Annotated in this window: 25 protein-coding genes and 1 tRNA gene; 10 read left to right on the top strand and 16 right to left on the bottom strand. The window is 60.1% G+C overall.

Translation table 11 applies throughout. The annotated features are described in order from the left end of the window. Positions 1-115 precede the first annotated feature (115 nt). Entirely contained in the window at positions 116-1369 is a 1254-nt protein-coding gene (locus ACOQFT_RS01405) for a DNA polymerase IV (protein ID WP_421596283.1), read from the top strand. A 2-nt stretch (positions 1370-1371) separates the two neighbouring features. Here the strand turns inward: ACOQFT_RS01405 and ACOQFT_RS01400 are convergent, their stop codons facing one another. After that, the gene (locus tag ACOQFT_RS01400) at positions 1372-2232 is read right to left on the bottom strand and encodes an N-formylglutamate amidohydrolase (protein WP_421596282.1); all 861 of its coding nucleotides are present in this window, start codon (positions 2230-2232) and stop codon (positions 1372-1374) included. 150 nt (positions 2233-2382) lie between these two features. On the opposite strand from ACOQFT_RS01400, the gene ACOQFT_RS01395 reads away from it, so the two are divergent. The 4 genes from ACOQFT_RS01395 (at position 2383) to ACOQFT_RS01380 (ending at position 4426) form a co-directional block, all read left to right on the top strand. After that, positions 2383-2457, top strand: a tRNA-Val gene (locus ACOQFT_RS01395). A gap of 90 nt (positions 2458-2547) precedes the next feature. Continuing rightward, positions 2548-2673: a type B 50S ribosomal protein L36 gene (gene ykgO / locus ACOQFT_RS01390; protein WP_008755722.1), complete on the top strand. Its 126-nt coding sequence runs from the start codon at positions 2548-2550 to the stop codon at positions 2671-2673. A gap of 422 nt (positions 2674-3095) precedes the next feature. Continuing rightward, positions 3096-3389, top strand: coding sequence for a hypothetical protein (locus ACOQFT_RS01385; protein ID WP_421596281.1), 294 nt, complete (start codon positions 3096-3098; stop codon positions 3387-3389). Between the two features lie 350 nt (positions 3390-3739). Next, on the top strand, positions 3740-4426 hold the full coding sequence (locus ACOQFT_RS01380) for a hypothetical protein (protein WP_421596280.1): 687 nt from the start codon (positions 3740-3742) through the stop codon (positions 4424-4426). 59 nt (positions 4427-4485) lie between these two features. Here the strand turns inward: ACOQFT_RS01380 and ACOQFT_RS01375 are convergent, their stop codons facing one another. The 3 genes from ACOQFT_RS01375 to ACOQFT_RS01365 all read right to left on the bottom strand — a co-directional run bounded on the left by ACOQFT_RS01375 (position 4486) and on the right by ACOQFT_RS01365 (position 5503). Continuing rightward, entirely contained in the window at positions 4486-4734 is a 249-nt protein-coding gene (locus tag ACOQFT_RS01375; RefSeq protein WP_421596279.1) for a hypothetical protein, read from the bottom strand. A 77-nt stretch (positions 4735-4811) separates the two neighbouring features. Beyond that, complete coding sequence (locus tag ACOQFT_RS01370; RefSeq protein ID WP_421596278.1) at positions 4812-5087, bottom strand: hypothetical protein; 276 nt, start codon at positions 5085-5087, stop codon at positions 4812-4814. Positions 5088-5290: 203 nt separating this feature from the next. After that, positions 5291-5503 carry a hypothetical protein gene (locus ACOQFT_RS01365; RefSeq protein WP_421596277.1) on the bottom strand — a complete coding sequence of 71 codons (213 nt, stop codon included), beginning with the start codon at positions 5501-5503 and terminating at the stop codon, positions 5291-5293. Between the two features lies 1 nt (position 5504). Between ACOQFT_RS01365 and ACOQFT_RS01360 the strand changes: the two genes are divergently transcribed. The 3 genes from ACOQFT_RS01360 (at position 5505) to ACOQFT_RS01350 (ending at position 7712) form a co-directional block, all read left to right on the top strand. Next, the gene (locus tag ACOQFT_RS01360; RefSeq protein WP_421596276.1) at positions 5505-6521 is read left to right on the top strand and encodes a Fe(3+) ABC transporter substrate-binding protein; all 1017 of its coding nucleotides are present in this window, start codon (positions 5505-5507) and stop codon (positions 6519-6521) included. Between the two features lie 121 nt (positions 6522-6642). After that, positions 6643-7197, top strand: a complete 555-nt coding sequence (locus tag ACOQFT_RS01355; RefSeq protein WP_421596275.1) for a helix-turn-helix domain-containing protein — start codon at positions 6643-6645, stop codon at positions 7195-7197. Continuing rightward, positions 7194-7712: a GNAT family N-acetyltransferase gene (locus ACOQFT_RS01350; RefSeq protein ID WP_421596274.1), complete on the top strand. Its 519-nt coding sequence runs from the start codon at positions 7194-7196 to the stop codon at positions 7710-7712. Before ACOQFT_RS01355 ends, ACOQFT_RS01350 begins: the two co-directional genes overlap by 4 nt. On the opposite strand, the gene ACOQFT_RS01345 is transcribed toward ACOQFT_RS01350, so the two are convergent. The 12 genes from ACOQFT_RS01345 to nadA all read right to left on the bottom strand — a co-directional run bounded on the left by ACOQFT_RS01345 (position 7709) and on the right by nadA (position 24103). Continuing rightward, positions 7709-8434, bottom strand: coding sequence for a response regulator (locus ACOQFT_RS01345; protein WP_421596273.1), 726 nt, complete (start codon positions 8432-8434; stop codon positions 7709-7711). The two genes, ACOQFT_RS01350 and ACOQFT_RS01345, sit on opposite strands and share 4 nt — an antisense overlap. 95 nt (positions 8435-8529) lie before the next feature. Further along, positions 8530-9774 carry a gephyrin-like molybdotransferase Glp gene (gene glp, locus ACOQFT_RS01340; RefSeq protein ID WP_421596272.1) on the bottom strand — a complete coding sequence of 415 codons (1245 nt, stop codon included), beginning with the start codon at positions 9772-9774 and terminating at the stop codon, positions 8530-8532. Then, positions 9767-10252 (bottom strand): plastocyanin/azurin family copper-binding protein, encoded by a 486-nt coding sequence (locus ACOQFT_RS01335; protein ID WP_421596271.1) that lies wholly within the window; start codon positions 10250-10252, stop codon positions 9767-9769. The genes glp and ACOQFT_RS01335 overlap by 8 nt, the downstream gene beginning before the upstream one ends. A 15-nt stretch (positions 10253-10267) precedes the next feature. Further along, the gene (locus tag ACOQFT_RS01330; protein ID WP_421596270.1) at positions 10268-12475 is read right to left on the bottom strand and encodes a HEAT repeat domain-containing protein; all 2208 of its coding nucleotides are present in this window, start codon (positions 12473-12475) and stop codon (positions 10268-10270) included. 144 nt (positions 12476-12619) lie between these two features. Beyond that, positions 12620-15301, bottom strand: coding sequence for an arsenate reductase (azurin) large subunit (locus ACOQFT_RS01325; protein ID WP_421596269.1), 2682 nt, complete (start codon positions 15299-15301; stop codon positions 12620-12622). Positions 15302-15314: 13 nt separating this feature from the next. Then, on the bottom strand, positions 15315-15884 hold the full coding sequence (locus ACOQFT_RS01320) for an arsenate reductase (azurin) small subunit (protein ID WP_421596268.1): 570 nt from the start codon (positions 15882-15884) through the stop codon (positions 15315-15317). Between the two features lie 5 nt (positions 15885-15889). Beyond that, complete coding sequence (locus ACOQFT_RS01315) at positions 15890-17077, bottom strand: cytochrome-c peroxidase (RefSeq protein WP_421596267.1); 1188 nt, start codon at positions 17075-17077, stop codon at positions 15890-15892. A gap of 11 nt (positions 17078-17088) precedes the next feature. Further along, positions 17089-18195, bottom strand: a complete 1107-nt coding sequence (locus ACOQFT_RS01310; RefSeq protein WP_421596266.1) for a cytochrome-c peroxidase — start codon at positions 18193-18195, stop codon at positions 17089-17091. Positions 18196-18293: 98 nt separating this feature from the next. After that, on the bottom strand, positions 18294-20546 hold the full coding sequence (locus ACOQFT_RS01305; protein WP_421596265.1) for a hybrid sensor histidine kinase/response regulator: 2253 nt from the start codon (positions 20544-20546) through the stop codon (positions 18294-18296). Between the two features lie 85 nt (positions 20547-20631). Beyond that, positions 20632-21480 carry a carboxylating nicotinate-nucleotide diphosphorylase gene (nadC, locus tag ACOQFT_RS01300; protein WP_421596264.1) on the bottom strand — a complete coding sequence of 283 codons (849 nt, stop codon included), beginning with the start codon at positions 21478-21480 and terminating at the stop codon, positions 20632-20634. Further along, a complete protein-coding gene (locus ACOQFT_RS01295) occupies positions 21477-23042 on the bottom strand; it encodes an L-aspartate oxidase (RefSeq protein WP_421596263.1) in 1566 nt (521 codons plus the stop codon). Before ACOQFT_RS01295 ends, nadC begins: the two co-directional genes overlap by 4 nt. Before the next feature lie 8 nt (positions 23043-23050). Beyond that, positions 23051-24103 (bottom strand): quinolinate synthase NadA, encoded by a 1053-nt coding sequence (nadA, locus tag ACOQFT_RS01290; protein ID WP_421596262.1) that lies wholly within the window; start codon positions 24101-24103, stop codon positions 23051-23053. A 1035-nt stretch (positions 24104-25138) separates the two neighbouring features. On the opposite strand from nadA, the gene ACOQFT_RS01285 reads away from it, so the two are divergent. Next, positions 25139-25405: an aminotransferase class V-fold PLP-dependent enzyme gene (locus ACOQFT_RS01285; protein ID WP_421596261.1), complete on the top strand. Its 267-nt coding sequence runs from the start codon at positions 25139-25141 to the stop codon at positions 25403-25405. A 97-nt stretch (positions 25406-25502) separates the two neighbouring features. Then, positions 25503-26177, top strand: a complete 675-nt coding sequence (locus tag ACOQFT_RS01280) for a hypothetical protein (protein ID WP_421596260.1) — start codon at positions 25503-25505, stop codon at positions 26175-26177.

The raw sequence follows: 26177 nt of genomic DNA, 5'->3' as shown, positions 1-26177 counted from the left end.
GGGGGTCTTCTTTAGGACAGCGTTGTGACCTTTACGCCCGCCGGCACTTTGCGCCGCAGCCGGGGCTGGTATAAGTAAGCCGCTGACTGGATCGCACGGAAGGCGGGAACATTACATGCCCGGTCTCTGCCGAGATTGCCTGACCACATTGACGGATGAACGGCGCTGCCCCGCCTGCGGCAGCCCGCGGGTAAAGACACATCCGGAACTGTTCGACCTGTCCATCGCACATATGGATTGCGACGCCTTTTATGCCTCGGTCGAGAAACGCGACAATCCGGAGCTGACCGACAAGCCGGTGATCATTGGCGGCGGCAAGCGGGGCGTTGTGTCCACTGCCTGCTACGTCGCCCGCATTCGCGGTGTCCGGTCGGCCATGCCGATGTTCAAGGCGCTGCAACTGTGCCCCGATGCGGTGGTGATCAAGCCGCGCATGTCGGTCTATGCCGAAGTCTCGCGCGGGATTCGCAAGATGATGGATGAGCTGACCCCGGTGGTCGAGCCGCTGTCGCTGGACGAGGCCTTCATGGATCTTTCCGGCACACAGCGCCTGCACGGTGCGCCACCTGCCGTGATGCTGGCACGGCTGGTGAAACGGATGAAGGACGAGCTGGGCGTGACCGGCTCGATCGGCCTGTCGCACAACAAGTTTCTGGCCAAGGTGGCCTCGGATCTGGACAAGCCGCGCGGGTTTTCGGTGATCGGTCAGGCCGAAACGGCAGAGTTTCTGTATGACAAACCGGTGCGGTTGATCTGGGGCATTGGCCCGGCCGCACAGGAATCGCTGGACCGCGCCGGTATCCGCAGCTTTTCCGACCTGCTGCGCTGGGATCAGGAGGCGCTGACCGCGCGGTTCGGATCCATGGGATACCGGCTGTGGCATCTGGCCCGCGGACAGGACAAGCGGCGCGTCTCGGCGCATGAGCCGATGAAGTCGATCAGCAACGAGACCACGTTCTTCGAAGACACCGCCAGCCTGGACATTCTGGACGGTCACCTCTGGCGGATGTCGGAAAAGGTTGCCGACCGTGCCAAGGCCAAAGCACTGGCCGGGCGGGTCGTCACGCTGAAACTGAAACGCGCCAATCACAAGACCCTCACCCGCCGCTTGTCCCTGCGGGACGCGACGCAGATCGCCGACCGGATTTATCGCACCGCACGGGGGTTGTTCGATCAGGTCGGGGATCAGGGGCCCTATCGCCTGCTGGGTGTTGGCCTGTCCGATCTGTGCCCCGAGGATCAGGCAGACATCTCCGGCGACCTGCTGGACCCCGGCGCCACCCAAAGGTCACAAGCTGAGCGGGCCACCGATGAAATCCGGCGTCGTTTCGGCAGCGATGCGATTGTAAAGGGCCGGGCCCTGCGCTGAGGTCACTCGGCGGCCAGACGTAAGGTTTCCTCGCCGATACCGGTGATGTCCCGGATGACTTCGCGCAATATCCCATGAAACGCGGCAAAGTTCTCATTCGGCTCGATTCGGACCTCGTCCATATACAGCGCCCGGTCGATTTCGATCTGCACCGCGTGCTGATCACGGGTGGGGCGGCCATAGGTCTGGGTGACGTAAGCCCCGGCAAAGGGCGTGTTGCGCGCCACGTTCAGTCCGGCGGCAACAAAGGCCGCTTCGATCCGGTCTACCACATCAACCGAAGCCGACGCCCCGAACCTGTCACCCAGAACCACATCCGGTCGTCTGGTTCGTGGGTTGCTGACCATGGCAACGGCTTCATGCGGCATCGAATGGCAATCGACCAGAATCGCCTGCCCGAATGCATCATGCGATTCGGCGAGCAGGGATTTGATGCGAGCGTGATAGGGCCGCCAGCAGGTGTCGATGCGCAGGCGGGCCTCATCCATCGTCAGCTTGCCGCGGTAAATCGCACGCCCGTTGGCGACCACGCGGGGAATCACCCCCAACCCCGAGGCCACGCGCGGGTTATGCCCGGACCGGCGCGCGCCCTGAATCAGCGCCGGGTCCAGCTCCTCGGCGCTGCGGTTCAGGTCCAGATAGGCGCGCGGCATCACTGCCGAGATCATCGGCGCGCCAAAATCGGCCGCTGCGGCAAACAGCTGATCTACAAAGGCATCTTCCGAGGATCGAATCACATTCTCGCTCAGAACCGTGCGATTGAGCATCGATTCAGGGTAGTTCCGACCACTATGCGGAGAGGAAAACACCACGCAGGACGTGCGGCTGGCGGGCATATCCAATACATAGGGCGTATTCTGCATGATGACTCCTTGTTCGGTTTCAACATAGACCGGAAAATAGTTCTACCAAACCCCTTGAACCCCTCTGCGACTCCTTTTATAGACCCCGCTACCGGCGCGGAGTTCCGCGCCCCATTTCGTTATGGGGCAGGGCAACGCAAAGGTTTAAGTGGGCGGTTAGCTCAGCGGTAGAGCACTTCGTTGACATCGAAGGGGTCACAAGTTCGATCCTTGTACCGCCCACCATCGTTTCGCTGTTCCGGGGTACCGGGACACCCGCTAACCCAGGCGCTGGCCACGTCTTTGATGAAGGCGCCGCAGATTGGAGACAGACCAATGAAGGTCAAGAACTCGCTCCGCTCGCTCAAGAACCGGCACCGCGACTGCCGGATTGTGCGTCGCAAAGGCCGCGTCTACGTGATCAACAAGACGCAGCGCAAGTTCAAAGCTCGTCAGGGCTGAGAACTGCACAGAGCCGTTTAGAGAAACCGCACCCTCGGGTGCGGTTTTTTTTGTTGGAATGCCGGTCGTGCGGACCAAGCAGATACTCCCGAGCACTGGCATCTTGTTCGTCCAGCCCCCAACAATGGGGCCGGAGCGGCGTACCTGCTATTTCGCGGCGGTGCGAAAGCCGGGCCATCAGCCGCAGGGCTAGGTTCGCACCACCTTTTTCAAGCGATCAGCACCAACAGGCCATAGGGCCGGACCTGCGGAATCCAAAGCCGTGAAGCGCGCCATAGGGCCGGGCATGTGGGGATAGTGGCAGCCGGGAAACAACTAATGATTGTTTCCCAGACCCCAATTGATCGCAGAAATTACTCTAATAGGACGCCCTACAGATGTAACTGTAAGTTGTTGTAGTTTAATAAAAAAAGAGAGCGCGGATGGCTAAGATGGAAATGGGGTTCGACCTGAAAAACCTGAACCCCAAAGGCAAGGTGATTCTGCCGGTTATTTGTGGTGTGATTTTTGCATTACCGATGAGTTACTACTTTCAGTCGGACTGGGATTTTGGACACATACGCTTCGGTGACTACCTAATCTATCTGCGCACTGACCCCGGACTCATAAGTATGAAGGGTGGTTTGGGTCCGGTGTTCCTTGCAATGTTCATATTTGGCGGGGGAGCTGCCGCGGCAGCCTACTACCTGACAAAAGATCTAACCACGAGCGAGTAAAAGACATTTTGCCGGGGCGGGTAAATTGCCTGCCCCTTTTGTCCACGCCGGGATACTGCGTTTGCAAAACAAAAGTCTGAACGTCTTTAACGTGAACCGAGCCACCTAAACGCTTCGCGCGTAGATTGGGTCACCTGTCCGGGCAATGATAGACGCAGTGAATTCGGTTCGCTGAACCGGTTTTTCGTCAAAATGGAAACAATGGGGATTCAGGAGAACGATTGACTTTGGCTGATGGCCAATATCAACTTGGCACTCACTTTGTGCCGGCAATGCACTGTACAGATGGAATTCTGCTTTTAAGCTGGTTGGGGTGAGTTAAAGAATTTGAGATAAGAATTAATGTAGACATGTTTCACGTACCTTTTTTGCCAACTCCTAACCGATACTTGATTTATTCAGCCGCAGTTATTCTTCCAACTTCGGCGCTGGCGGCCCTTGCTCAAATTTTATCGAACACCGATAGCGAATTTGGGCGGCTTGCTTTCGAGATTTTTTGGGTCGGTGAAGAAGCGAACGTGCCGACATTTGTAAACTTCACGCTCCTCGTTGTTTCGAGCGTCTTTATTTTTCTGGCGGCAACTCAGGCTTTTGCTGTCAAGGACCGGTGGCGCTGGCATTGGCTTGGCTTTGCGGCAATCATATTCTTCGCAGCGTTTGACGACGCGGCCCAGGTACACGAACCAGTTGGCGCGTATTTCACCAGGAGTTTTGACGGCACCGGGTTCTTTGCGTGGGAATGGGTTGTCTACGGCATCACAGTTGTCGTTCTGCTCATGCTGCTTGGCTTTCGCTTCGTGGCCTACGGCATGGACCCCGCGCCACGGCGGTATCTCATTCTTGCGGTAGCCGTCTATTTGGGCGGCGCGCTTGGGCTCGAGATGATCGCGGCCTTTATGTGGTTTCATGAAATGGAAAATGGGCGCTACGTCACTCTTGCCGAGGAAACCTGTGAAATGTTCGGCGCCGCTCTTTTCGGAGCCTGCGGGCTGAAGCAAATTGCGCTGGCATCCGGGCGGACAGCCCCAGCTGAATAAGCCACAAGACCGCAGGGCCGTATTGTATTGCGGCTCCTCCTCCGGTCTTCAATCAGGACTTAGCCCCTGGGCGTATTGAGCAACGGTACCGCAGGAACAATTCTGACAGCCTGCGTCCCGTTTGCACGCTCACAAACATATATCACATGCGGCGTCCGCTCTGCGTTACCTGCGCGAACAAAATCCACAAAGTGTTCGCCGCCAGCGGTAACACATGCGGTTTTCCAATTTGCGATGTCTTGCTCTTCCGTCATCGACCAGCTCAGGCCGGGAAGGATGGTTAGCGCAATTGCCAGAAGGTTCTTCATGATCGTTACCCTATTTAGTCTCAAACACTCGTTAATTCACTCCCCGATCGCACGGATCGGAGACGGTCGATTGCGGGTCAACCCACCCGTATTGGTGCATCTTCAGATTCCCGCACGAAAAGAATGCCTTTTGACTTGGTTATGCGTTGGGATATCTGGCCTGCCAACAAAAGTGCTTCGTTGGCTTTCTCGGAAAAGTTCACCTCAGGCGGAGGCTCAGTCACAAGATCCAAAGGTAAGCTTTTGACCGCAAGGTGCAAAGCAGCGTTCAATCCGGGGCAACCTTGATCAAGCCCCTGCGGGTACAAAGCGCCTGACGCTGCACAGGCCGGAACAAAAAACTCAATACTCACGTCACACCACTTTCTTACTCGTTGAACGTCCAACACGCGACGTTGCCAACCCACTACATATAGTATCCCTTATAAATGAATGTGACGAATTTATGTCTGAAATCCGGGGTCGTGCGGGTTTACCATAAAGTTTACGTATCTTGGTAAATACAAAACCTGGGCCAGATTCGCGTTGGTGCACTTGGCCTCTCCTAGACTTCCTTTCACAAAAGGAAGGCTTTTGCACAATTCACAGAACGTATTTTTGGGCTGCCATTATCCAGGTCCGCCGCAAACGGTTTGCGAACCCGGCGCCATCCGGCAGCGACTATTTGACCAACTAAATTTGTCGGATTTCCTTGCATCCCCTTCAAAATCGTATCATTGACCGTTTCAGTCAGAAATATTCTGCCACAGCTTTCAAAGTTGGGAGACATGATGCTGAAATCCTCTACCTGCGTTGCCGCCGCACTGACGGCCCTGATTGCAACCTCCGCCGCTGCCGAGGGGGAACTGAACCTCTATTCCTCGCGCCATTACGACACCGACGAAAACCTGTACGGTGATTTCGAAAAGGCCACCGGCATCACCATCAACCGCATCGAAGGCAAGGCCGATGAGCTGATCGCCCGGATGGAAGCCGAAGGGGCGAACTCGCCCGCCGATATCCTGCTGACCGTCGACACCTCGCGCCTGGCGCGCGCCAAGAATGCGGGCATTCTGCAATCGGTCGACAGTGCTCTTCTGGAAGAGCGTATCCCCGCCAATCTGCAGGACACCGATAATGAGTGGTTCGGCTTTTCCCAGCGCGGCCGCATCATCTTTTTCGACAAGGAAAACGTGGCCAATCCGCCAGCCACCTATGCCGATCTGGCCAAGCCGGAATACAAGGGCCTGATCTGTATCCGGTCGTCCAGCAACACCTATAACCAGACTCTGCTGGCCTCGATCATCACCCACGAAGGCCCCGAGGCCGCCAAGGACTGGGCCGAAGGCATCGTCGCCAACATGGCGCGCGACCCGCAGGGCGGCGACACCGATCAGCTGCGTGGCATCGTTTCGGGTGAGTGCGACATCGCCGTGTCGAACACCTATTACTTTGCCCGCGCCATCCGCAAGGACGTCAAAGGCGTGTCCGCCGACATCGACTCGATCGGCTGGGTCTTCCCCAACCAGGACAGCACCGGCGCGCATATGAACCTGTCGGGCGCGGGTGTGGCCGCGAATGCACCGAACAAGGAAAACGCGATCCTGTTCCTGGAATATCTGGCCAGCGACTCGGCCCAGAAGTATTTCTCGGCCGGCAATGACGAATTCCCGGCGGTCGAAGGTGTGGAACTTGTGGACTCGGTCAAGGCGCTGGGTGAGTTCAAGGCAGATGACGTGAACCTGTCCGAGGTTGCCAAGAACCTGCCCGAGGCGCAAAAAATCTTCAACGAGGTTGGCTGGAACTGACTTAGACAGAATAACCCCGAGCATTGGACAGGGCGCAGCGGTTTCTGCGCCCTTTCTTGTTGCGCAACATTTATTTTTCAACAATAATCCCGAAAATGAACGCTTTTCTCATATATGAGCTATGCTGGACGATCTCTCAAATCGCCTTGCCAACCGTCTGAGCGAACTGCGCCGGGGTCATGGTTGGTCGCTGGACCAATTGGCCGAGCATAGCGGTGTCAGCCGCGCCACCCTCTCGCGGATGGAGAAGGGGGATGTCAGCCCCACCGCGGAAACGCTGGGTCGGTTGTGTGCGGCCTATGGCCTGCCGATGTCCCGGCTGCTGATGATGGTCGAGGACAGTTTCGACCCGCGCGTGCCCTTTGAACGGCAACCGGAATGGCGCGATCCCGAAACCGGGTTTACCCGCCGCTCGGTGTCTCCACCGGCTGCCGGTCTCAGCGCCGAGGTTCTGGAAGGTCATCTGCCGCCCGGCACGGTGATCACCTATGAAACGCCGCCCAAGCCCGGGCAGGAACATCACCTGATCATGCTGGACGGCGCCCTTACGCTGACGGTGGACGGGGTCGCGCATGATCTGAATGGCGGCGATTGCCTGCGCTATCATCTATCCGGTCCGACCCGGTTCGAGACAGCGCCCGCCCGAGGTGCGCGATACTTGCTGGTGCTGATATGATCTCGCGTCTGGACGACAGCGGATTTGACAACGCATTGAAGGACCTGACGGATATCCTGCACGCCTGCGTGCAGGACGGTGCCAGCATCGGGTTCATCCATCCGTTCACGCCGGATCAGGCCCGCGCCTATTGGCAGAACCGGGTGCGGCCGGACCTGCAGACCGGCGCGCTGGAGCTGTTCGTGGCCCGCAACAGCGGGCGTGTCTTGGGCACGGTGCAATTGATCCCGGCAACAATGCCCAATCAGCCACATCGCGCCGATGTGGCCAAGCTGCTGGTGCACCCAAAGGCCCGGCGTCGGGGGCTTGGGGGCGCCCTGATGGCCGCGCTGCAGGACCGCGCAATCCAACTGGGCCGGACGCTGCTGGTGCTGGATACGCGCAGCTCTGATCCGTCTCGCATCCTGTACCAAAACCTGGGGTTTCAGATCGCCGGAGAGATTCCGAACTATTGCCGCAACCCGTTCGAGGACCGGCTGGAGCCCACAACCTATATGTTCAAGGATTTGAGCTAGGTCGGGATTTTGCGCACATTGGCGGCAAAGCAATAACCGATGCCATGCACCGTCTTGATGAAGGTCGGCGCGGAAGGGTCGGGCTCGATCTTCTTGCGCAGCCGTGCCACATGCACGTCGATGGTTCGATCACCCACGATGGTCTCGCGCCCGCGCGCCTTGTCCAGCAACTGATCGCGTGAGAACACCATGTGCGGGTTCGTCACAAAAGCCAGCAACACATCGAACTCCGTGGTCGTCAGAGGCGTCGCCTCGGACGCTCCGGTTGCCATCAGGGTGCGTTCATTCACATTCAGCACCCAATCGCCGAACCTGACCCGAGACGTCTCGGCCCCATTGGCGCCTTTCTCTTCGGGGCGGGCGCGGCGCAGAACGGTGCGGATGCGGGCCAGCACCTCGCGCGCCTCAAACGGTTTGGTGATGTAGTCATCGGCCCCGAACTCCAACCCGACAACCCGGTCAAAGATCTCATCCCGGCCCGAAAGAACGATGATCGGAATGTTGGAACTGACCCGCAACTCGCGCGTGATGTCGAACCCGTTGCGACCGGGCAGACCGATATCCAGCAGGATCAGGTCGATCTCGGAGGTGTTCAGAACAGCGTCCATCGCATTGCCGTCTGCGGCACAGCTGACCCGGCACCCCTGCTTTTCAAGGTAGCGCTGCAGAAAGGACGTAATCTGCGGGTCATCATCGACGACAAGGATATGTTCTTTAACCATAATCAGATCCAGGCGGGCGTGTTGAGCTGGCGCGGAACAGTCGTAGCTGCTGCTGACCGTTTCATGCAAGAACGTGGCTGACCTGTTCAGCAGCGTCAGAACCGCAGGAACTGCAACCCGTGGCCTTGCGGTAGCGTCTCGGTTTCGGCCGGAATGATGGCCAGGCCATCCGCCTGCGCCAGCAACGCGACCCGGCCGCTATAGGACGGTGCCATCAGGCGCAGCCGGGGGGTGCCGTCGGGCGATGTACCCTCGATCACAACGGGCCGGTATTCCTGACGTCCGGCGCGACGCTCCAGCGGTTCCGCCAGAACCGCCTGTTCCGGCGTGTGCGGGGCGTGGTGCAGACCGGCCCGGCGCGCCATCATGTGCGATCCGATGATCTGCCAGGTTACATAGGCCGAGACCGGATTGCCCGGCAGCCCGACATAAAGCCCATTGCCCCGGCGGCCAAACATGATCGGTTTGCCCGGCTTCATTGCCACCTTCATTACATCGGGCTGGCCACCGATTTCGGCAAACAGACGCGGCATGTGATCTTCGTCGCCGACCGATACGCCGCCGGTTGTGACGATCAGATCTGAAGTATCGCAGGCTTCGCGCAGAACCTTCTCCAGCCGGTCAGGATTGTCTTCAACCGGGCCTCTGTCGGTCAGTTCGATCCACGGCTTGTCCAGCAGCGCCCGCAGCATGTAACGGTTCGAGTTGTAGATCTGACCGGGGCCTAACGCCTCACCGGGCTGGCGCAGCTCGCTGCCGGTCGAAAAGATCGTGACCTTGATCTTGCGAGACACCTTGACCTCGCCATACCCGGCCGAGGCCAGCGCGGCGGCCTCGCGCGCAGTGATCTCACATCCGCGCCGCAGGATCGGGGTACCGGCCTTCAGGTCCTCACCGGCGCGGCGGATGTGCTGGCCGGGCTTGGGGCGGCGGTCAAAGCGGATGCCGTCAGCAGTGGCGTCACAATCCTCCTGCATCAACACGGCGTCGAAATCTGCCGGTACCGGAGCACCGGTGAAAATCCGCAGAGCAGAGCCGGCAGGCGCATCATGGGCGCCGCTATCCCCAGCCGCCACGCGCCCGGCGACGGGCAGGTTGAACATCGGGCCATCGCCCAGATCCGCGGTCCGCACCGCATAGCCATCCATGGCCGAATTGTCGAAAGTCGGCATGTCGACCTTGCTGGTGCAATCCTCGGCCAGCACCCTGCCGATGGCGTCGATCAGCGGCAGGGTCTCGGTACCGGTAACCGGATCCGCCACAGCCAGACCCCGGGTCAGAGCCTCAGACACCGTCAGGTACATATGAGCGTGCCGATCGCAGGCGCATCCATCAGCCATTTTGGGCCTCCATATAGGCGAAGAGTTCTTCGAAACCGGCCTGCTCGGCCTCACCCAGCTTGGGCAGGTATGCCTTGGCCTCTTCGAGGTTCGAGCTGGGGTCGCCCACCACCAGCAGCATGACCATGCCGTGACGGCCATGCACGCGGCAGCGGATGCCATAGACACCCTCTTTCTCGAAGGTCAGGTCCATCTCGGGCTTGCCGCGAATCTCAAAGCTGCGGGCACCGACGGGGATCATGCGGGTGATGGCGGTCACGGTATGCCGCCCGGTCGAACCCCTGAAGCGCACGGTTGCGCCCGCGGGGACCTGCAGGAACTTGGGTTCGAACCGAAACGCATGGGCCGGGGTATCGGCGTTGAGGTCGATGATCTGGTGCACCACCGCGACCTCGGGCAGGTCGTCGGCCTGTGCGGCGGGGCCAAAGGCCATCGCCCCCGCCAGGATCGCCGCAGTCAGTTTCAGCGATATGTTCATCTGTCCCTCCGGGGTTCAGGCCGCCCGAGGGGTTCCCCCCAGCAGGTCGGCCAATGCACTGATCATCACCGGCCATTGCGCGCGGCGGTCTTCGTCGCGCAGTTCGGTCAGCAATTGGCGGCCAATGGACACCACCGCAGGCGTGCTGTCATTGACATAGGTCACGATTCGCTGTTCGGGGTTGGCCATCAGGAAGGGCACGATGGCGGCACCGGCCTGATCCGGCGCGGTTTCCGACAACAGCCGCATCGCTGCCTGCCGCACCGGGGCCGAGACATCGTCCAGCAGGCTGCGCGCCACGTCTGGCGTGCCATCCCATGAGGTCAGGATATGCATGGCGTCGATGCGGAAGGCGGTATCGCCGGTTCTTACCATCGCCCGCAGCTTGCTGCGCAAGCTGTCCTGCGGCAGCAGACCAGCCTGTTGCAGCAGCTTCAGCGCCTGCAGTGAGAGGGACGAGTCGGTGTGCGACAAGCCCTTGGTGATCAGATCGACCAGTTGATTCTGTTCCAGCTCCACTCCGTTGCGGGTGACCGCTGCAGCCAGTGCCGAGAAAGCCTGTTGCGCGATCTCGGTCTCGGGATCCTGCGCGATCTGGGCAAGCATGATCTGCATCCCCGGCACCTCACCCAGCAGGCGGATGGCGGATAGGCGGGTTTCCCGCTCCAGCGCTTCTGCATTGTCATCGAGCGCGACGCGGCGGCGCTTTGGGTGGCGGGTGGCCTTGGCCAGCAGCGCCTGTTCGCGCGGGGTCAGCGGTTGCACCTCATCCTCTTGCGCTTCCTGTGTCATTTCCGCTGCAATGGCGTCGTGGCCGAGGATCGCGCCGAGGCTGGAGGTGGGGCCGTTCTCGCTGCCATCCGAGACATCCAGCCCGGCCTCTTCCAGCGCGGCGATGTCGGTTTGCGGGGTCTCTTCCTCGGGGGGGGCCTCGGCGGCCACAGGCATCGGGGCCAGCGCAAAGGACAGCAGCAATTCGCGGCCCTGCTGCTGGTTCACATGCGGGCGGTCGGCATCGGTGACGATCATCGCCAGCGAGGCCACGGCCTTGAGCCGCACCGACCGGAACGGCGCGCGGCAGGCGCGTTGCAGCCATTCCGCTGCCTCGCGCAGGGGCGAGGTCGCCAGCGCGTCAACGATGGCCCATTGGATGCGCTCGGCCTTAAGGTCATCAGCATCGACCGAAAACAGCGCGTTCAGACGGTCGGCCACCAGTTCCGGGGCCAGCGCCGCCAGCAGGCCCAGCGCCTGAGCGGACACTTCGGGTTGCTGGCCGGTGGCGAGGAAATCCAGCACCTGCCAGCGCAGATCTTCTTGGTCCGCTATCGGCGTGCTGCGGTCCAGCCGGTCGAGCAGCGCCAGCTGCACCTTGGCACCGGGGTCGCGCATCATGCGGTCCAGTAGGTCAGGTTCGGAAAAGTCGGACTGGTTCAGCGCCGCGATGCGGATGTCATCGATCGCGTCGGTCAGCGCCTGTTCCACCAGCGCAGGGTCGTTTGGCATCAGTGCCTCATAGGCGATCAGGCGCACGGCCCCGTCCGTGTCAGTGACGGCTTTGCGCAGGATCGCTTCGGCCGCGGCCCCGCCGATGGTGGCCAGCGTCCGCAGGGCGCGGTGGCGCAGGCGGCGGTTCGCGGATTGGGTGAACACGCCCAGCGTCGGCACCGCTGGATGGCCGATCCGGCCCAGCGCCTCGCAGGCGACATCACCCAGTTCCTGCCCGTCTTCGTCCATCAGCGCCATGACGATGGGTTCAATTGCCGCCGCGTCGCCCATGCGACCCAGCGCCTTGATGGCGGCGATCTGAGTGTCCAGCCAGTCGTCCCATTCGTCCTGATGCAGTTCATCCTCGTCCCATGTGATATCCTCCCCGCGTCCGGTGACGAGGGTGCGCAGATAGGGGGCTGCGTCTTCGGATTTCAACTCGGCCAAGGCGGTGACGCAGGCCAGTTTCACCTCGCCACAGGGATCGTGGATCAGGTTTTCCAGCAGTTGCGGCGCGGCGTCTTGCACTCCCAGCGCGCCCAGCGCCTGAGCTGCGTCCTGACGGACGTCTTCGTCATCGTCCAACAGCGCCTCAACCAGCGCGGGGCTGTTGGCGGCACCAATGGCGGTCAGGGCCTGAATGGCGCGCAGGCGGATCACGTCATAGTCGGATTTCGCATATTCGGAAAACAGGCCAGCGGCCTCATCGCGCAGGGCGGTATCAGATTTCAGTGTCATATCGGGTCTGCCATGTTTTGCGTTGGGACAGGTTGGGTGAAAGTGGAAGACAGGTTTCCCAACCGAAGCCTGCCTTCCAGGTGGTCCCTTCTGCAGTGGGACCAGACCCAAGGGGCGGCATGGCGACCGCCCCCCGGAAAGCCATCAGGCAATGTCGCGCGGAGCAAAGGACATCGTGCGGAACGAGGTCTTGTAGGGGCTCGGCCCCAGTTTGCGCAGCTTGGCAACGCCCATCTTGTAGTTGTAGTTGCCGCTGATCCAGTCGACGATCCGGCCCTCAAGCGCATTCGCAGGCTGCTGCATGTGCAGGAAGTCCATGTAGACGACGCTTTTCTTGATGGCGGGCGTGACCATGGCCACGGCAGTGATCGCCGCTTTGGTCAGTTCGATATGCCCGTTCTCCATCAGTTTCGAGAACTGGAAGTCATCGTCTTCCACACCCAGCAGCGTAGTCTTGTTGCCCGGAACCCGTTCCGAATAGACCATCACATAGTCACCGCTTTCGATGCCGCGCTCGGCCGCATCATCGGGGTGAATTTCAACCCAGTTCTCGGGCCAGCGCTGCACGATATACGGACGGCGGCGGTCGTCAAAGCCGGACTGCCAGCGTTCGTTGATCCGGCCGGATGTGGCCCAAAGCTCGCCTTCTTCCTTGTTCGGTTTCAGCCATTCCCAATAGTCCGAGAACAGATTCCACGGCGATTTCTGGATGTTGCACTTGCCGGTCTGGCTGTTGAAATGCGTCAGCTTCTTGTTGAACACATCCGCACCAGCCGCACCGGTGTCGGGCAGTTCGCGGGTTGTGTCGTGCAGACGTTTGGTTTCAATCAGCGTGACCCCATCGGCATCCAGCATGACCGGGCATTGCACACCATCGGTGCCGAATTCGCGGACCTTCTGGTGCAGAGTCTTGCCCTCTTTCTTGGCCAGACGGTGAACTGCGTGGAAGTCCTTGCGCGACCCGCGGGTAAAGCGCACGGCCTCTTCCGCGACCTCGTTCGAGTTCTGCCAGTCGAACCCGTCAAAGCCCATCCGCTGTGCCAGTTGCGCGATGATCCACCAGTCGGGCTTGGCCGCACCGGGGGCATCATAGAACTTCTGGTACAGGCGCAGACGGCGTTCGCCGTTGGCGCGCAGGAAGTCTTCTTCACCCCAGGTCGCTGCGGGGAACACGATGTCGGCGTAGCGGTTGCCGATCGGGTCCTGCAGATAGATGTCCTGATTGATCACCACCATACCGCCGCTGTCGGCGCGGGCCTTCAGCGTATCGATCATCTCTTGTTTGTCGAAGCTGGCGATCTGGTGCGGGTTGCGGACGGTCAGTTCCTCGAACTTGTCAGCCAGTTGCTGGCTGCCGCACATGGACTGGATCCAGGTGGTGCCGATCACGTGGGCCATACGGGTATGGCCTGCGATCAGATACCGGTCGGTATCCATGGCGCGGCGACGGCGACCGGGCAGTTTCTCGGGCGATTTGTTGCGCGGGTATTTCCCGCCCTTCACGCCGCCCCGCTGGTGACCACCGGCCCGGCCAATGACCTGACCCGGACGACCGCCACAGCCACAGATGATGCCCAGCGCGGAAATCGCCTGTGTGTTGCCGGTGTTGTTGGACCAGTAGAACCCTTTCTCGATCATGATCGAGGTTTTCGGGCGCGAGCCATCCGCCTTGGGTTTGGCAAGCCATTCGGCAGCCGTATAGATCTTTTGCACGTCGATCTCGGCCATGGCTGCGGCGTTCTCGGGCGAGAATTCGTCTTGCGACAGCAGCCACTCTTTCCAGTCTTCAAAACCTTTGGTCTGGAACTTGCCCCAGGTCGTGCGCCACTGCCATGGCGTATTCCTTGTGCCCTGACCGAAGCCGGACGAGCTTTCCCACTTGTTGTTGACCCATTTCTGGATCCAGTCGCTGTCTTCCCAGCCATTTTCCACGATGACGCGGGCAATGGCGTTGACGACCAGAAGGTCAGTGCCGGGCAGAACGTCGATATGCAGACCGCCCATCTTTTCCGCATGGGCCACACCGGCAGAGCGGCGCGGGATCAGATAGATCTCTTTCTGACCGTTCTGCATCCCCTTCATCATCCACTGGGTATAGAGGATGGTCTTGGTCTCATAGGGGTCGGTTCCGCAGACCAGCAGGGTTTCCGCATCGCGCCAGTCTTCGTAGGAGGGGCCGAAGTTGTCAAAGCCCGCATCCCGGAACCCGGGGGTCGAGGTCACGTCGGACGGCGTGTCATGGAAGGTGAAGTTCGCGGTGTTGATATGGCGCAGCGCGTATTTCGAGATCGCATAGGTGTTCTCGATATACTGGTAGCTGTAGGTTTTTACGCCATAGGCATTGGTGCCATGTTTGGCGATGACATGGTTGCCCACCTCGGCCGCCACATCCAGCGCCAGATCCCACGGAACCGGCATCAAGGTGCCATAGATCCGCATCAGCGGGGTTTTCAGACGGTCGCGCGTCGGGGTCTGCGGGTTATAGCATTTCTGCGCGATGCAGCCGCCGCGCAAGGAGCTGTCGCCGTCGGTGTTGACGTATTGCGTGTCCTTGTCAGGGATAATCACCACGTGATGCGGCTGACCTTTGTGCAGGACGATATTGTGCTGGTTCGGCGCGACCCATGCGCCCAGCGGTGCAACGGGGAAGTCCTCACCAAAGGCATTCTCGTCCGCAGTGGGGCCACCGGGTTTGGCCGTCACAGGCCAGCGGTAGACTTTGTAACCACAGGCCACGATGCAATAGTCGCAGGCGGTCGAGATGACCTCGGCGCCTTTGGGCGGCAGTGGGACGTTGGTTTCGGGTACGTAATACGGGGTTGCCATGATTCCGTTTCCCTTATGCAATCAGGTTGTCGTAGCGGCCGTAGATCAGGCCGAACATGCCAACGGCGTAGATATCGTCACCATCGAGTTCCAACAGGACCTGCGGCAACGACTGATACGCCTGACCGGACACGAGAATGCCGTGCCGGGTCACGTCATAGGTCGACAGGTGCAGCGGGCACGGACCCAGCACCTTGTGATCCGCCTTATAGGTGTCGTAGAGCGATCCGCCCTGATGCGTACACGTCAGGTTGAACGCCACCACGTCCCGCTGCGAACCGATGCCACCGCCACTTTCCACACCGGTCTTGACCAGGATCGAGTCCGAATAGTCGCCCTCATCCGGGTAGTAGAATTCGACCGGAACATCCTGTTCCAGCTCGGACAGTTTACCGATCAGCTTGCGCGGATAGGTCGACACTAGGGCAGGCACCTGTTCGGCCTGACCGTGGCGGGTGGGCATGGCCACCATCACGGCAAAGGTTGTTGCGCCCGAGGCGAACAGGAACTGGCGGCGGTTCACGGTGCAGGCCTTTTTGGCCTCGCCCGAACAGCTGCATCCGGTTGCGTTATGATCTGTCATGACGCTTACTCCTCTGCTGCAACCGCAGGTAGCGGCTGGTAATCCGGCAGATCGGGTTCTTCGATCAGAATCTCGTCGCCGGACAGGGATTTCAGGAAGGCCACCAGATCCGACTTCTCCTGGTCGTTCAGACCAAGGGGTTGGATCAGCTGGGATTTATTGGCTGAGAACTCATTCTCGCCACCGCCCTGGTTGTAGAATTCGACCACATCCCCAAGCGTCTCCAGCATGCCGTTATGCATGTAGGGTTCGGTATAGAGGGTGTAGCGCAACGAAGGTGTGCGGAACTTGCCCTTGTCGGCCTTTTCCTTGGTACGGAAATAGAAGCCGGGATCGTCCTTGGTGTGGCGATAGAACTCTTCGGTCGAGCCTTTGGCATAGAGCTCATACCGGAAGGTGACCTGCGCCAGGCCATCGTCCTGCCAACCATCATAGGCGGGTACGCCGGTGTTGTAGTATTTCTCATCCGACAGCAGCGCGCCGTTGTGGCATTCGGAACATTGCGCCTTGCCGGTGAAAAGTTCCAGCCCGCGTTTCTGTTCCTCGGTCAGCGCCGCATCATCCCCGCGCAGATAGGTGTCGAAGGGCGTGTCGGTTTGCACAATCGTGCGTTCAAACGCGGCAATGGCCCGCCAAGCGTTGCTGATGCGCGGCCATTGATCGCCGAAGACATCGTTGAAGCGTTCGACATACTCAGGGACAAAGGCCAGACGCGCCTCCATCATGTCGGCCTCACCGTTGCCGGCAACCGCACCGCCTGCAGCGGATTTGGCCTGGCTTTCAAGGCTCTTGGACGAGCCTGCCCAGAACAGCTTGCCGTAATAGGCCGAGTTCACGATGGTCTGGCTGTTGCGCCAGTGGGTTGTGCCCGGATAGCCGAACGAGATCGGCGCTTCGACGTCCCAGCCCACATCCGGCATGTGACAGGCCGAGCAGGGTGTCGACGGGTTACCGCCCAGACGCGGATCGAAGAACAGCATCTTGCCCAGTTCGATCTTGGCCTCGGTCTGGGGGTTGTCCAGCGGAATTGGGGGCTCACCCAGCGCCACCAGCGGCGCATCCGGGTCGGGGTCTGCCCCGCCGATACCGGCCTCAATCTCCATGCTGGTTTCCGCAAAGGCTTGCGAACCAAGGGCGGCAACCAGAGCAGCGGTGGCGATTGTACCTGAAAGGTAAGACTTAAGGTCTTTCATGGGTCCACTCCTCAGTTTGTCGCGTCTTGCCAGTTTTCGATCGGCGCATAGTCCGTATCGATACCCTCGGCGACGAAGTCGGGACCGGTCAGCGGCTCGCCGGACAGCGCCTTGAGGAAAGCCACCAGCTGCGCCTGCTCGGTCTCGTTGAGGCCAAGCGGCTTGATGCGCGGATCCTTGTTTTCATCGTCGCCGCCACCGGCGTTATAGAAGGCCACCACATCCTCGAGCGTCGCAATCGAGCCGTTGTGCATATACGGCGCGGTATAGGTCAGCTCGCGCAGCGTGGGGGTCATGAAGGTGCCGAACGTGTCGGCAGTGTGCGTGCGGATATACGCTCCGGGATCGGCGCGCAGGTTCATGTAGTTCTCGACGCCAAGGAACTTCATCATGGTCACGAAGGTGATGTGCCGTTCCGGGTCCGCCCAGATGTCCGGGTTGTCGCCGACGCCAATATTATGCGGCAGGTCATCAGTGAACCGCTCACCCGCGTGGCAGGAGTTACAGCCGCTGGCCTTGAACAGCTCATAGCCCGCCGTAGCCTCATCCGACATCTCGCCGCTATCGAACGGCGCACCACGCGAAATCAGGGTTTTCAGATATTCCGGGATCGCGTTGCGGACACCGCCGTTCGAAGGCTCGCCAAATCCGGCGGCTTCGAACATTTCGACATAGACCGGGTCCTGCTTGATGCGTTCCTGCATCAGACGCATGTCCATGTTCATCGAATAGGTCTCGGTGATACTTTCGCGGGTCACGTCATTCAGGTTGGTGCCGATGCGCCCGTCATGAAACCAGGCCGCGCGCTTGGCACTGTTGATAAGCGTCGGCACGTTGCGGAAATGCAGGCTGCCTGCATAGGCGTCCGACAGGGCCTGCCCGTCGGTAAAGCCCAATTCCGGCTGGTGGCAGCTGGCGCAGGACAGCTCGGTATCGCCGGACAGTCGCGGATCAAAAAACAAACGTTTGCCAAGCGCCGCCTTGGCTACGTCAAACTCTATGGCTTCTACCGGACCCGGCTCATCCGCCTGGGCCTGGTGTACCGGGTAAGCGACACCCATCGTCAGCAGCGAAACTGTCGACAGCGCCGAGACCCATGTTCTGGCTTTGGTCATCATCTGAAAGCCCCTTTTTCGCTAATCCGATCACACGGGTTGACCGAGAACCGGCTGGGCGAACCATAAGGGGCAGTTGTTTCGTGGCGATTTGATCCAGGTTAAGGTCTGTGAAGAGATGTTAAATTTTGTTTCAATACCTGGTTCAATGACGTGCGGATAATGCGCGCAAGGCTTTGGACATCAACGGGTTTCTGAACGCGTACGGTCGAGTCTCCGTCATCGGGCGTTTCCGCATCGTCAAAGTAGCTGCTGACCAAAATGGTCGGGATATCGGGGCGCAGGGTCCGCGCCGCACTGATCAGATCGGTGCCGGTCAGCCCCGGCATCATCAGGTCCGTCAAAATGACATCATAGCTCTCGGGCGCTGCACGGAACGCCTCCAGCGCCCGTTGCGGATCAGAATAGGCCTCGACCCGATAGCCATAGCGGGTCAGCAACCGGCGCGTGACATACAGAACGTTTTCATCATCATCGACCAACAGCACATGTTCATCCCCTGTCACCGCGCGAAGCTCGGCCTGCTGTTCGGGGCTTAGCGCGGGCATCATCGGGTAAAACAGGCTGAACCGGGTGCCCTTGCCGGGCTCCGAGTGCAATTCGACCCGGCCGTGGGATTCCTCGACACTGTTATGCACGATGGTCAGCCCCAGACCGGTGCCCTTGCCCACCGGTTTGGTCGAGAAAAACGGCTCGAACACTTTTTGCCGTACCTCGTCGCTCATCCCCGGCCCGGTGTCAGTGACATCCAGACGAATCACGCCGATCGCCTCGTCGGGTAAATCATCAAGCGCGTCGTCATCCGCCCGACTGATCCGCAGCACCACCTCGCCGGGCTGGTCACCCATCGCCTCAAACGCATTGTGGCACAGGTTCAGCAGTGTCTGGAAAAACAGGGTGGTGTCGAAGTCAGAAAAGGCCGCGTCGATCTCGATGTCAAAGCGGGTCTCAATGCTGGGCGGGGCCGAGACCTTGATCAGCCCCAGCGCTTCCTGCGTGGCTTTGACCAGATCGCCGCGCTGCGGGTTGCGGGGACGCTGGCGGGCGAATGTCAGCATCTTGCGCACCAGCGCCTGTGCCCGCCGTGCCGCGATGCGGATATGACTGACCGAGGTCTGAACGTCCTCGTTCCCGTCGGCATCCAGTTCGATCAGATCGGCATTGCCGATGACGCTCATCAACACATTGTTGAAATCATGCGCGACCGAGCCTGCAAGGATGCTGACCGCCTCCATCTTCTGCACCTGGGCGAACTGTTCGCGGGTGCGGCGGGTCTCGGTGATATCTTCGCCGATTCCGATGTAATGGGTGACAGATCCGTTCTGATCCACCAGCGGGAAGATCGCCGTCGAGACCCAGTAATGCGCGCCATCCTTGCGCAGGTTTCGAAACACGCCGTACCAGCTTTGACCTTGTTTCAACCGCCCCATCAAGTCCTTGTAGACCCCCTGCCCGGAATAGCCCGATTGCAGCATTTTGGGCGTATGACCATAGACCTCGTCGGCCGTGTACCCGCTGAGTTCGAAGAACTTGCGGTTGGCGTATTCGATATTCAGATCGGTATCGGTGATCAGGATCGAGGTCGGGCTTTGTTCAACCGCACGGGCCAGTTTCCGCTCGGCCAGTTCGACCTGTTCACGCAGGGTCAGTTCCGCTTTCAGGCGCCGGTTGGTGCGCAGGATGTTGGTGATCAGCAAGGTGGTCAGGATGGCGATCACACCGACAAGAACAACCAACCCCACGAGCAGAACCGAGAAGTTGCGCACCAGCCGCTCGCCATCCGAAAACGCCCGCACCATGCCCGAGAGGCTGCGGTCCCGCTCTTCGACCCACAGGTTTTCAAGCGTCGTCAAGGCCGCCAGCGCGCCGCTGTCATCGACCCGGACGCGGGTGTCGATCTGTTCGGCGGTCTGGCCCGCTGCAATGCCCTCCTCGATCAGGGGAATATTGCCGGTATATTCCAATGCAACGTCTTCGATTTGCCGTAAGGCGTCCAGTTCCACCTGCGACGGGCCCGAGTTGCGATAGGCCTGAATCGTTCCCAGCAAGCGGGCCGATTGCTGGCGCAGGATCGGACCGTATTCCGGGTCTTGCCGCAGCACATAGTTCTTGAAATTGTGAATCAGACCGCCATAGCCGAAATCCGCACGAATGTCGGAAATCCAATAGCCGCGCGGCGTGGTTTCAACCGAATAGCTGTGCCAGGCCTGCCGCATCTCGCCAATGCGGTTGCCGGTTTCGCGCGACATATACAGGAACACCGACAGGATGATCACCAACGCGATGCCGATTGCAAAGGCCACGGCAAGCGACCGCCTTGGATACCCCTCGACCACTTCGGGAACGTCCTTCATGCCTGCATCCTGACCTGAACATCTTTCAGGCCTAGGGTGTGTCACGTTTTGCAGGCGCGCGCCACTTTTGTTCGGGCTGAAACGCCTAGAAGTCCAGCCCGAAATCAATGGTGCGGTAAGAATGGGTCAGCGCGCCGGACGAGATGTAATCCACCCCGGTCGCCGCCACGGCAGCCACCGTATCACGGCTGATATTGCCCGAGGCTTCGGTCACGATCCGGCCATCCACCAGCGCGACCGCCTGTTTCAGGGTCTCGGGCGGCATGTTGTCCAGCAGCACCACATCGGCCCCACCGACCTCAAGCACCTCGGCCAGTTGCTCCAGCGTGTCCACTTCGATTTCAACCTTCATCATGTGCGAGGCGCGGGCCTTGGTGGCCTCGAGCACCGCCCGCACCCCACCGGCGGCGGCGATGTGGTTGTCCTTAATCAGGAGTGCATCCGACAGCGAGAAACGGTGATTGAAGCCGCCACCATGCAGCACCGCCTGTTTTTCAACAATGCGCAGGCCGGGTGTGGTCTTGCGGGTGCAGGTAATCCGCGCCTTGGTGCCTTCGGTCTCGGCCACCAGCGCCGCCGTTGCGGTCGCCACACCGGTCATGCGCCCGGCAAAGTTCAGCGCCACCCGCTCGCCCGACAGGATCGAGGCCGCGCTGCCTTTGATTTCCATCAGCGTGTCGCCCTTGGTGCAGCGCTGGCCGTCAACCAAATGTGTGGTGACCTGCAACGCCGAATCGACCAGCCGGAATGCAAGCGCGGCGATCTGCATTCCTGAAACCACCGCATCCTCACGCGCGTTCAGTCGGGCGTTATAGGTGGCACCCGCCGGGATCACGGTCAGGGTGGTGATATCGCCATTGGCGCCCAGATCCTCCATCAGCGCCGCGCGCACCATGGGTTCCAGGATCATGTCGGGCAAAGCCGGGTAATTCATGCTGCATCCTTTGCAATGCGGTCCCGCAGGGCCAACGCCTCGGTCAGGGTCAGGGTCGAGCGTTGGCCGGGGCCGGGAATAAGGTCCGGGAAATCGGATCGGTAATGCGCACCGCGGCTTTCCTCGCGCAGCAAAGCGGCGGCGGCGATCAACGTGGCCGTGGCGGTCATGTTGTGGAAGACCTCGGACCCGGCGTGCTTGGCCTCAAGCGCGGCGATCTGCGTCAGGGCGCGACGCAGACCCGTTTCGTCGCGCACCACGCCGACATGTTCCGTCATGGTGCGGCGCAGGGCAGCCACATCCTGATCCAACGCGGCTTCGTCGCTGGGGGTCAGTTGGACATCAACATCGGGCGCCTCCTGCTTGGTCACCACATCCGCAATGTCGCGCGCGCAGGAGCGGGCGAACACCAGCGCCTCAAGCAATCCGTTCGAGGCCAGACGGTTCGCCCCATGCAACCCGGTCGAGGCCGCCTCACCGCAAACCCAAAGCCCCGTCAGCGAACTGCGCCCTGCCAGATCAGTTTCAACCCCACCCATGTGATAATGCGCCGAAGCGGTCACCGGAATGGCGTCGCGTGCAGGATCAACACCATTGCGCAGACAGGCCTCGGTCACGGCGGGAAATTGCGCCTCGATCTCGGCCCCGATGGCTTGGCGCGTGTCCAAAGCGGGTCTCCTGCCCGCCTGTGCTTGCTGGTAGACGGCGCGCGCAACCGTGTCGCGCGGGGCCAGTTCGGCGTCGGGGTGAATGTCCGGCATGAACCGATGACCGTCACGGTCGATCAGAATAGCCCCTTCGCCGCGCAGCGCCTCAGTCGCCAATGGTGTCGGGTCTTCACCCACATCGATTGCAGTGGGGTGAAACTGCACGAATTCTGCATCGGCAATCCGCGCACCGGCACGGGCGGCCATGCCGATCCCCTGCCCGCGGATACGCGCCGGATTGGTGGTTTGAGCATAGAGGCCTGACGAGCCGCCAGTGGCCAGAACATGCGCCGCGCCGCGCAATAGAACGTTTGGAGATGTGGCCGTGTCAGCATGGGTCAGGTAAACGCCGGTGACCTGCGCGCCATCGCTTTCCAGCCCGACAGCCTGCGCGCCTTCGATTACCTGAACCGAAGGGGTCTGGCGCAACTCCTCGATCAGCGCACGCATGATCTCGGACCCGGCCTGATCGCCCTTGACCCGTACCACCCGCGCCGCCGAATGCGCCGCCTCGCGCGATTGTACGAACCCACCATCGGCGGTGCGGTCGAATCCGGTGCCAAGGTCGGACAGGTCCAGGATATGCTCCGGCGCGACCTGGGTGACGAACTCGGCCACCTCGCGCAGGACCGACCCGGCGCCCGCGCGCATGGTGTCCTCGGCATGGGCTTCGGGGCTATCCGTGCGCGCCATCGCTGCCGCGACACCGCCCTGCGCCCAGGCCGAGCTGGCGCCGGACCCCAACGGTTCGGGCGAGATCATCACAACCGGGCAAGGGGCCAGTTTCAGCGCGGTATAAACCGCCGCCAGCCCGGCCCCGATGATGACCACACGCGGCGTGTCAACGGTTTGCATGTCGTCGATCAAATACCCAGTTTACGCGACAGGTCGATCATGCGTTGCACCGACAGGCGCGCCTTGTCGGCCACCGCGGCGTCGACCTCGACCTGTCCGGTCATGGTATCCAGCGCGAACAGCACTTTTTCCAGCGTGATCTTCTTCATGTAGGGGCACATGTTGCAGGGGCCGACAAATTCGACCTCGGGCAACTGATCGGCGATGTTCGACGCCATCGAACATTCGGTGATCAGCAGCGCCTTTTCCGGCTTTTCATCGGTGACGTATTTGATGATGCCGCTGGTCGAGCCCGAGAAATCGGCCTCGGCCACAACATCCGGCGTGCATTCGGGATGCGCGATCAGCCGCGTGCCCGGGTTCCATTCGCGGAAATCGCGCAAATCCTTGGCGCTGTACTGTTCGTGTACGATGCACGAGCCTTCCCACCAGACCACGTTCTTCTGCGGCACGTCGCGGGCCACGTTCTGCGCCAGATACTGGTCCGGGGTCATGATGACCGTGTCACTGTCTTGCGCAGCAACAATCTGCGCCGCGTTGGACGAGGTGCAGCAGATGTCAGAGGCCGCTTTGACCTCGGCCGTGGTATTCACATAGGACACCACCGGCGCGCCGGGGTAGCGGCGGCGCATTTCCTCGATGCCTTCAGCGGTGATCGATTCCGCCAACGAGCACCCGGCCTCCATATCCGGCATCAACACCGTTTTCCGGGGGCTGAGAATCTTGGATGTCTCGGCCATGAAATGCACACCGCATTGCACGATCACATCCGCCTCGACCTCGGTCGCCTTGATCGCCAGTTGCAGGCTGTCGCCGCCGAAATCGGAAATGCCGTGGTAGATTTCGGGCGTCATGTAGTTATGGCCCAGAATGACCGCGTTCCGCTCGGCCTTCAGGTCGTTGATCGCCTTCACGTAAGGCGCATAGATCGCCCAATCCACGGGCGAAACCACGCGGGACATGCGGTCGTAGATGTCGCTCATGCTTTCGGCAAGCTCGGGCGACGGGGCCAGGTCATACTTTTCGGAGAGATGCGCGCGCTGCGCGGGTAGGTCGAACACGGGACTGTTTTTCTGCCTGATGAACTCGTGGCGTTGTTCATATGAGGTTTGTGGCGGATTTACCACCGTGCAGATCAGAAGAATGTTCCGATATTACCTGCATAGGCGGAAATATAGTGCCAAACCACGCGGCTTTCGGACCTTACCCCACGCCCCTCGCAGTGCCACTGAAACGCACTGCGGCCGCCTCAAGACTTAACCGGCAGGGCGTATACCGCCGGAGTTCCATAGATTTCGACCGGAGTGCGAAACCGAACCAAAGGCCAGCACCACAGGGTGCGGGTCTGCCCTTTATAACTTTGCCTGCACCTCAAAGGAAAACCCGTGCTTGCACATGGGTCCGTCACACCGGGCGTAGGTGCCGTCCCAACACTGCATTCCCATCATTGATTTCACACAGGAAATTCAAGTGTGTTAGCCCCCAATCTTGTGCGGCATTCGCGCATAGGTCTGCAAGATTAACCCAGAAGTTCTCGCGGCTAACGGTGCGGGCTCACCTTCAAGTCGATTTCTGGTCTGTCAATCAGCTCAAGAGCATTTCTATACCCGTACTAAGCGCATCAACTTCGCGAATTTCGATATGTAATTTTAGTGTTTGATGTCTGCGCCGGGATTGTGCGCTGACTAAGGTTGCGCTTGGATCTTTCGGTGCAGCACAAACTTAAATGCCCCAGAAAAGAAGAAGAATTGTCTGTTTGGTCAATTTGTAAGTTTCAGGTCAAATGCTGCCTCCGGTCATTAGTTCGAAGGACATTGAACGGCGACACTGGGCCACGACGGGCGCATGGGACGAAGCGCTGCGAAGGGCGGCCAATTATGCTCTGGCCCTAAATGCAGCTCGGATACACGCGACGCAGGTGCATTTGCAGCGATTTCGGACGTCGTTGCCTATTTCGATTGGTTGGGTGGAGAGGTTTCGGAAGAAATCGATCCTGGAAAGCGCATCGAGGCTGCTGGCAAAGCGATTCATAGTTATGAATCTGATCTGACAAATGACTGAGTAACGGGACAGGCAATCTTCCTGAACTTCGGGACATGGACGGCGTGACCATCTTGCCCGGTGCAGATAACCCGGCGCGCGAGGGATTGGTATCTTTCGTGATCAAAGATGTAGAATCGCCCGTCGTTGTTGCGACCCTGAAAAATCAGGGGATACGCACCCACACGCGCAAGGCAGACCGTTACAGCAATGTGCTTAACCCGCTAAATTTGCCGGACTGCATTCGCATCTCAATGTATCACTACAATACCAAACAAGAAGTTGCCCAAGCTTTGACGGCGATAAGGGAGATCGTCACCTAAGCACAGCATTAGACAGCCGTCCAACGGAACAAGAAGCATGTGGCGGCAAGATTCCAATACAACACCCAATCAACCAGGAGGAAATAAGTTTTAATCGATGAAGAACGCTGCACCGCCTGTAGCCTTGGGCGCGATTGTCGCTGCAACGCCAGCACTGGCGGAATATCCGGAAAAGCCTGAAAAAATGAGCGTCGCTTATGGTGCCGGCGGCAGCAACATGTTCGATGTCGGTCTTGCGCTGGCTTTTGGTTTCATCGGCTTCTTCATGGAACGCTGGCGCTACCCCGCAGCCCCGTTTGTGATCGCGCTGATCCTGGGTCCTATCCTTGAGGTCAATTTCCGCAGATCCATGCAGATATCGAACTGGGAGATGACAATTCTTTACCCGCCCGCTATCGTTGGTTCCGATCGCTCTGGTTGCGGCGGCTATCCTATATCCTGTCTTGCAGCGTCGAAAATCCCGCGTGTAAATCCCTGGAAATGGATTCCGACTGAGGTGAAAGCTGGCATTCGCGCACCCCACAGCATTTGGATGTACTTGGGCGCTCTCACAAAATCCGACGCGTTGCAGCCGAGCCGTTGCTTAGCCGAAGTGCTTTGGGGGGCATCTTTGAACGGGTATTGCACAAAGGTCCGGTTGAGCCGCCGGTGCGGAGCTTACCGTCGAGCAATTGCCTGCTCCCATTCTTTGAGACGCGCCGCGCGCCGCCCCGGGTACTTCTGCCCGAGCACTTTGAGTTCCTCGACCCTTTCGGTCTTGAAGTGTCTGTAG

This window comes from Ruegeria sp. MALMAid1280 (assembly GCF_049195285.1).
Classification (GTDB): Bacteria; Pseudomonadota; Alphaproteobacteria; order Rhodobacterales; family Rhodobacteraceae; genus Ruegeria.
This window is presented reverse-complemented; position numbering and strand designations above follow the sequence as displayed.

Coding starts and splice junctions, on each gene's coding strand:
- ACOQFT_RS01325 (WP_421596269.1), bottom strand. CDS start 15,301: ATGGCAACCCCGTATTACGTACCCGAAACCAACGTCCCACTGCCGCCC.
- ACOQFT_RS01380 (WP_421596280.1), top strand. CDS start 3,740: ATGTTTCACGTACCTTTTTTGCCAACTCCTAACCGATACTTGATTTAT.
- ACOQFT_RS01360 (WP_421596276.1), top strand. CDS start 5,505: ATGCTGAAATCCTCTACCTGCGTTGCCGCCGCACTGACGGCCCTGATT.
- ACOQFT_RS01400 (WP_421596282.1), bottom strand. CDS start 2,232: ATGCAGAATACGCCCTATGTATTGGATATGCCCGCCAGCCGCACGTCC.
- ykgO (WP_008755722.1), top strand. CDS start 2,548: ATGAAGGTCAAGAACTCGCTCCGCTCGCTCAAGAACCGGCACCGCGAC.
- ACOQFT_RS01295 (WP_421596263.1), bottom strand. CDS start 23,042: ATGCAAACCGTTGACACGCCGCGTGTGGTCATCATCGGGGCCGGGCTG.
- ACOQFT_RS01305 (WP_421596265.1), bottom strand. CDS start 20,546: ATGAAGGACGTTCCCGAAGTGGTCGAGGGGTATCCAAGGCGGTCGCTT.
- ACOQFT_RS01365 (WP_421596277.1), bottom strand. CDS start 5,503: ATGTCTCCCAACTTTGAAAGCTGTGGCAGAATATTTCTGACTGAAACG.
- ACOQFT_RS01335 (WP_421596271.1), bottom strand. CDS start 10,252: ATGAACATATCGCTGAAACTGACTGCGGCGATCCTGGCGGGGGCGATG.
- ACOQFT_RS01345 (WP_421596273.1), bottom strand. CDS start 8,434: ATGGTTAAAGAACATATCCTTGTCGTCGATGATGACCCGCAGATTACG.
- ACOQFT_RS01280 (WP_421596260.1), top strand. CDS start 25,503: ATGAAGAACGCTGCACCGCCTGTAGCCTTGGGCGCGATTGTCGCTGCA.
- ACOQFT_RS01375 (WP_421596279.1), bottom strand. CDS start 4,734: ATGAAGAACCTTCTGGCAATTGCGCTAACCATCCTTCCCGGCCTGAGC.
- ACOQFT_RS01355 (WP_421596275.1), top strand. CDS start 6,643: ATGCTGGACGATCTCTCAAATCGCCTTGCCAACCGTCTGAGCGAACTG.
- ACOQFT_RS01385 (WP_421596281.1), top strand. CDS start 3,096: ATGGCTAAGATGGAAATGGGGTTCGACCTGAAAAACCTGAACCCCAAA.
- ACOQFT_RS01315 (WP_421596267.1), bottom strand. CDS start 17,077: ATGAAAGACCTTAAGTCTTACCTTTCAGGTACAATCGCCACCGCTGCT.
- ACOQFT_RS01320 (WP_421596268.1), bottom strand. CDS start 15,884: ATGACAGATCATAACGCAACCGGATGCAGCTGTTCGGGCGAGGCCAAA.
- ACOQFT_RS01405 (WP_421596283.1), top strand. CDS start 116: ATGCCCGGTCTCTGCCGAGATTGCCTGACCACATTGACGGATGAACGG.
- ACOQFT_RS01330 (WP_421596270.1), bottom strand. CDS start 12,475: ATGACACTGAAATCTGATACCGCCCTGCGCGATGAGGCCGCTGGCCTG.
- glp (WP_421596272.1), bottom strand. CDS start 9,774: ATGGCTGATGGATGCGCCTGCGATCGGCACGCTCATATGTACCTGACG.
- ACOQFT_RS01350 (WP_421596274.1), top strand. CDS start 7,194: ATGATCTCGCGTCTGGACGACAGCGGATTTGACAACGCATTGAAGGAC.
- ACOQFT_RS01285 (WP_421596261.1), top strand. CDS start 25,139: ATGGACGGCGTGACCATCTTGCCCGGTGCAGATAACCCGGCGCGCGAG.
- nadC (WP_421596264.1), bottom strand. CDS start 21,480: ATGAATTACCCGGCTTTGCCCGACATGATCCTGGAACCCATGGTGCGC.
- ACOQFT_RS01310 (WP_421596266.1), bottom strand. CDS start 18,195: ATGATGACCAAAGCCAGAACATGGGTCTCGGCGCTGTCGACAGTTTCG.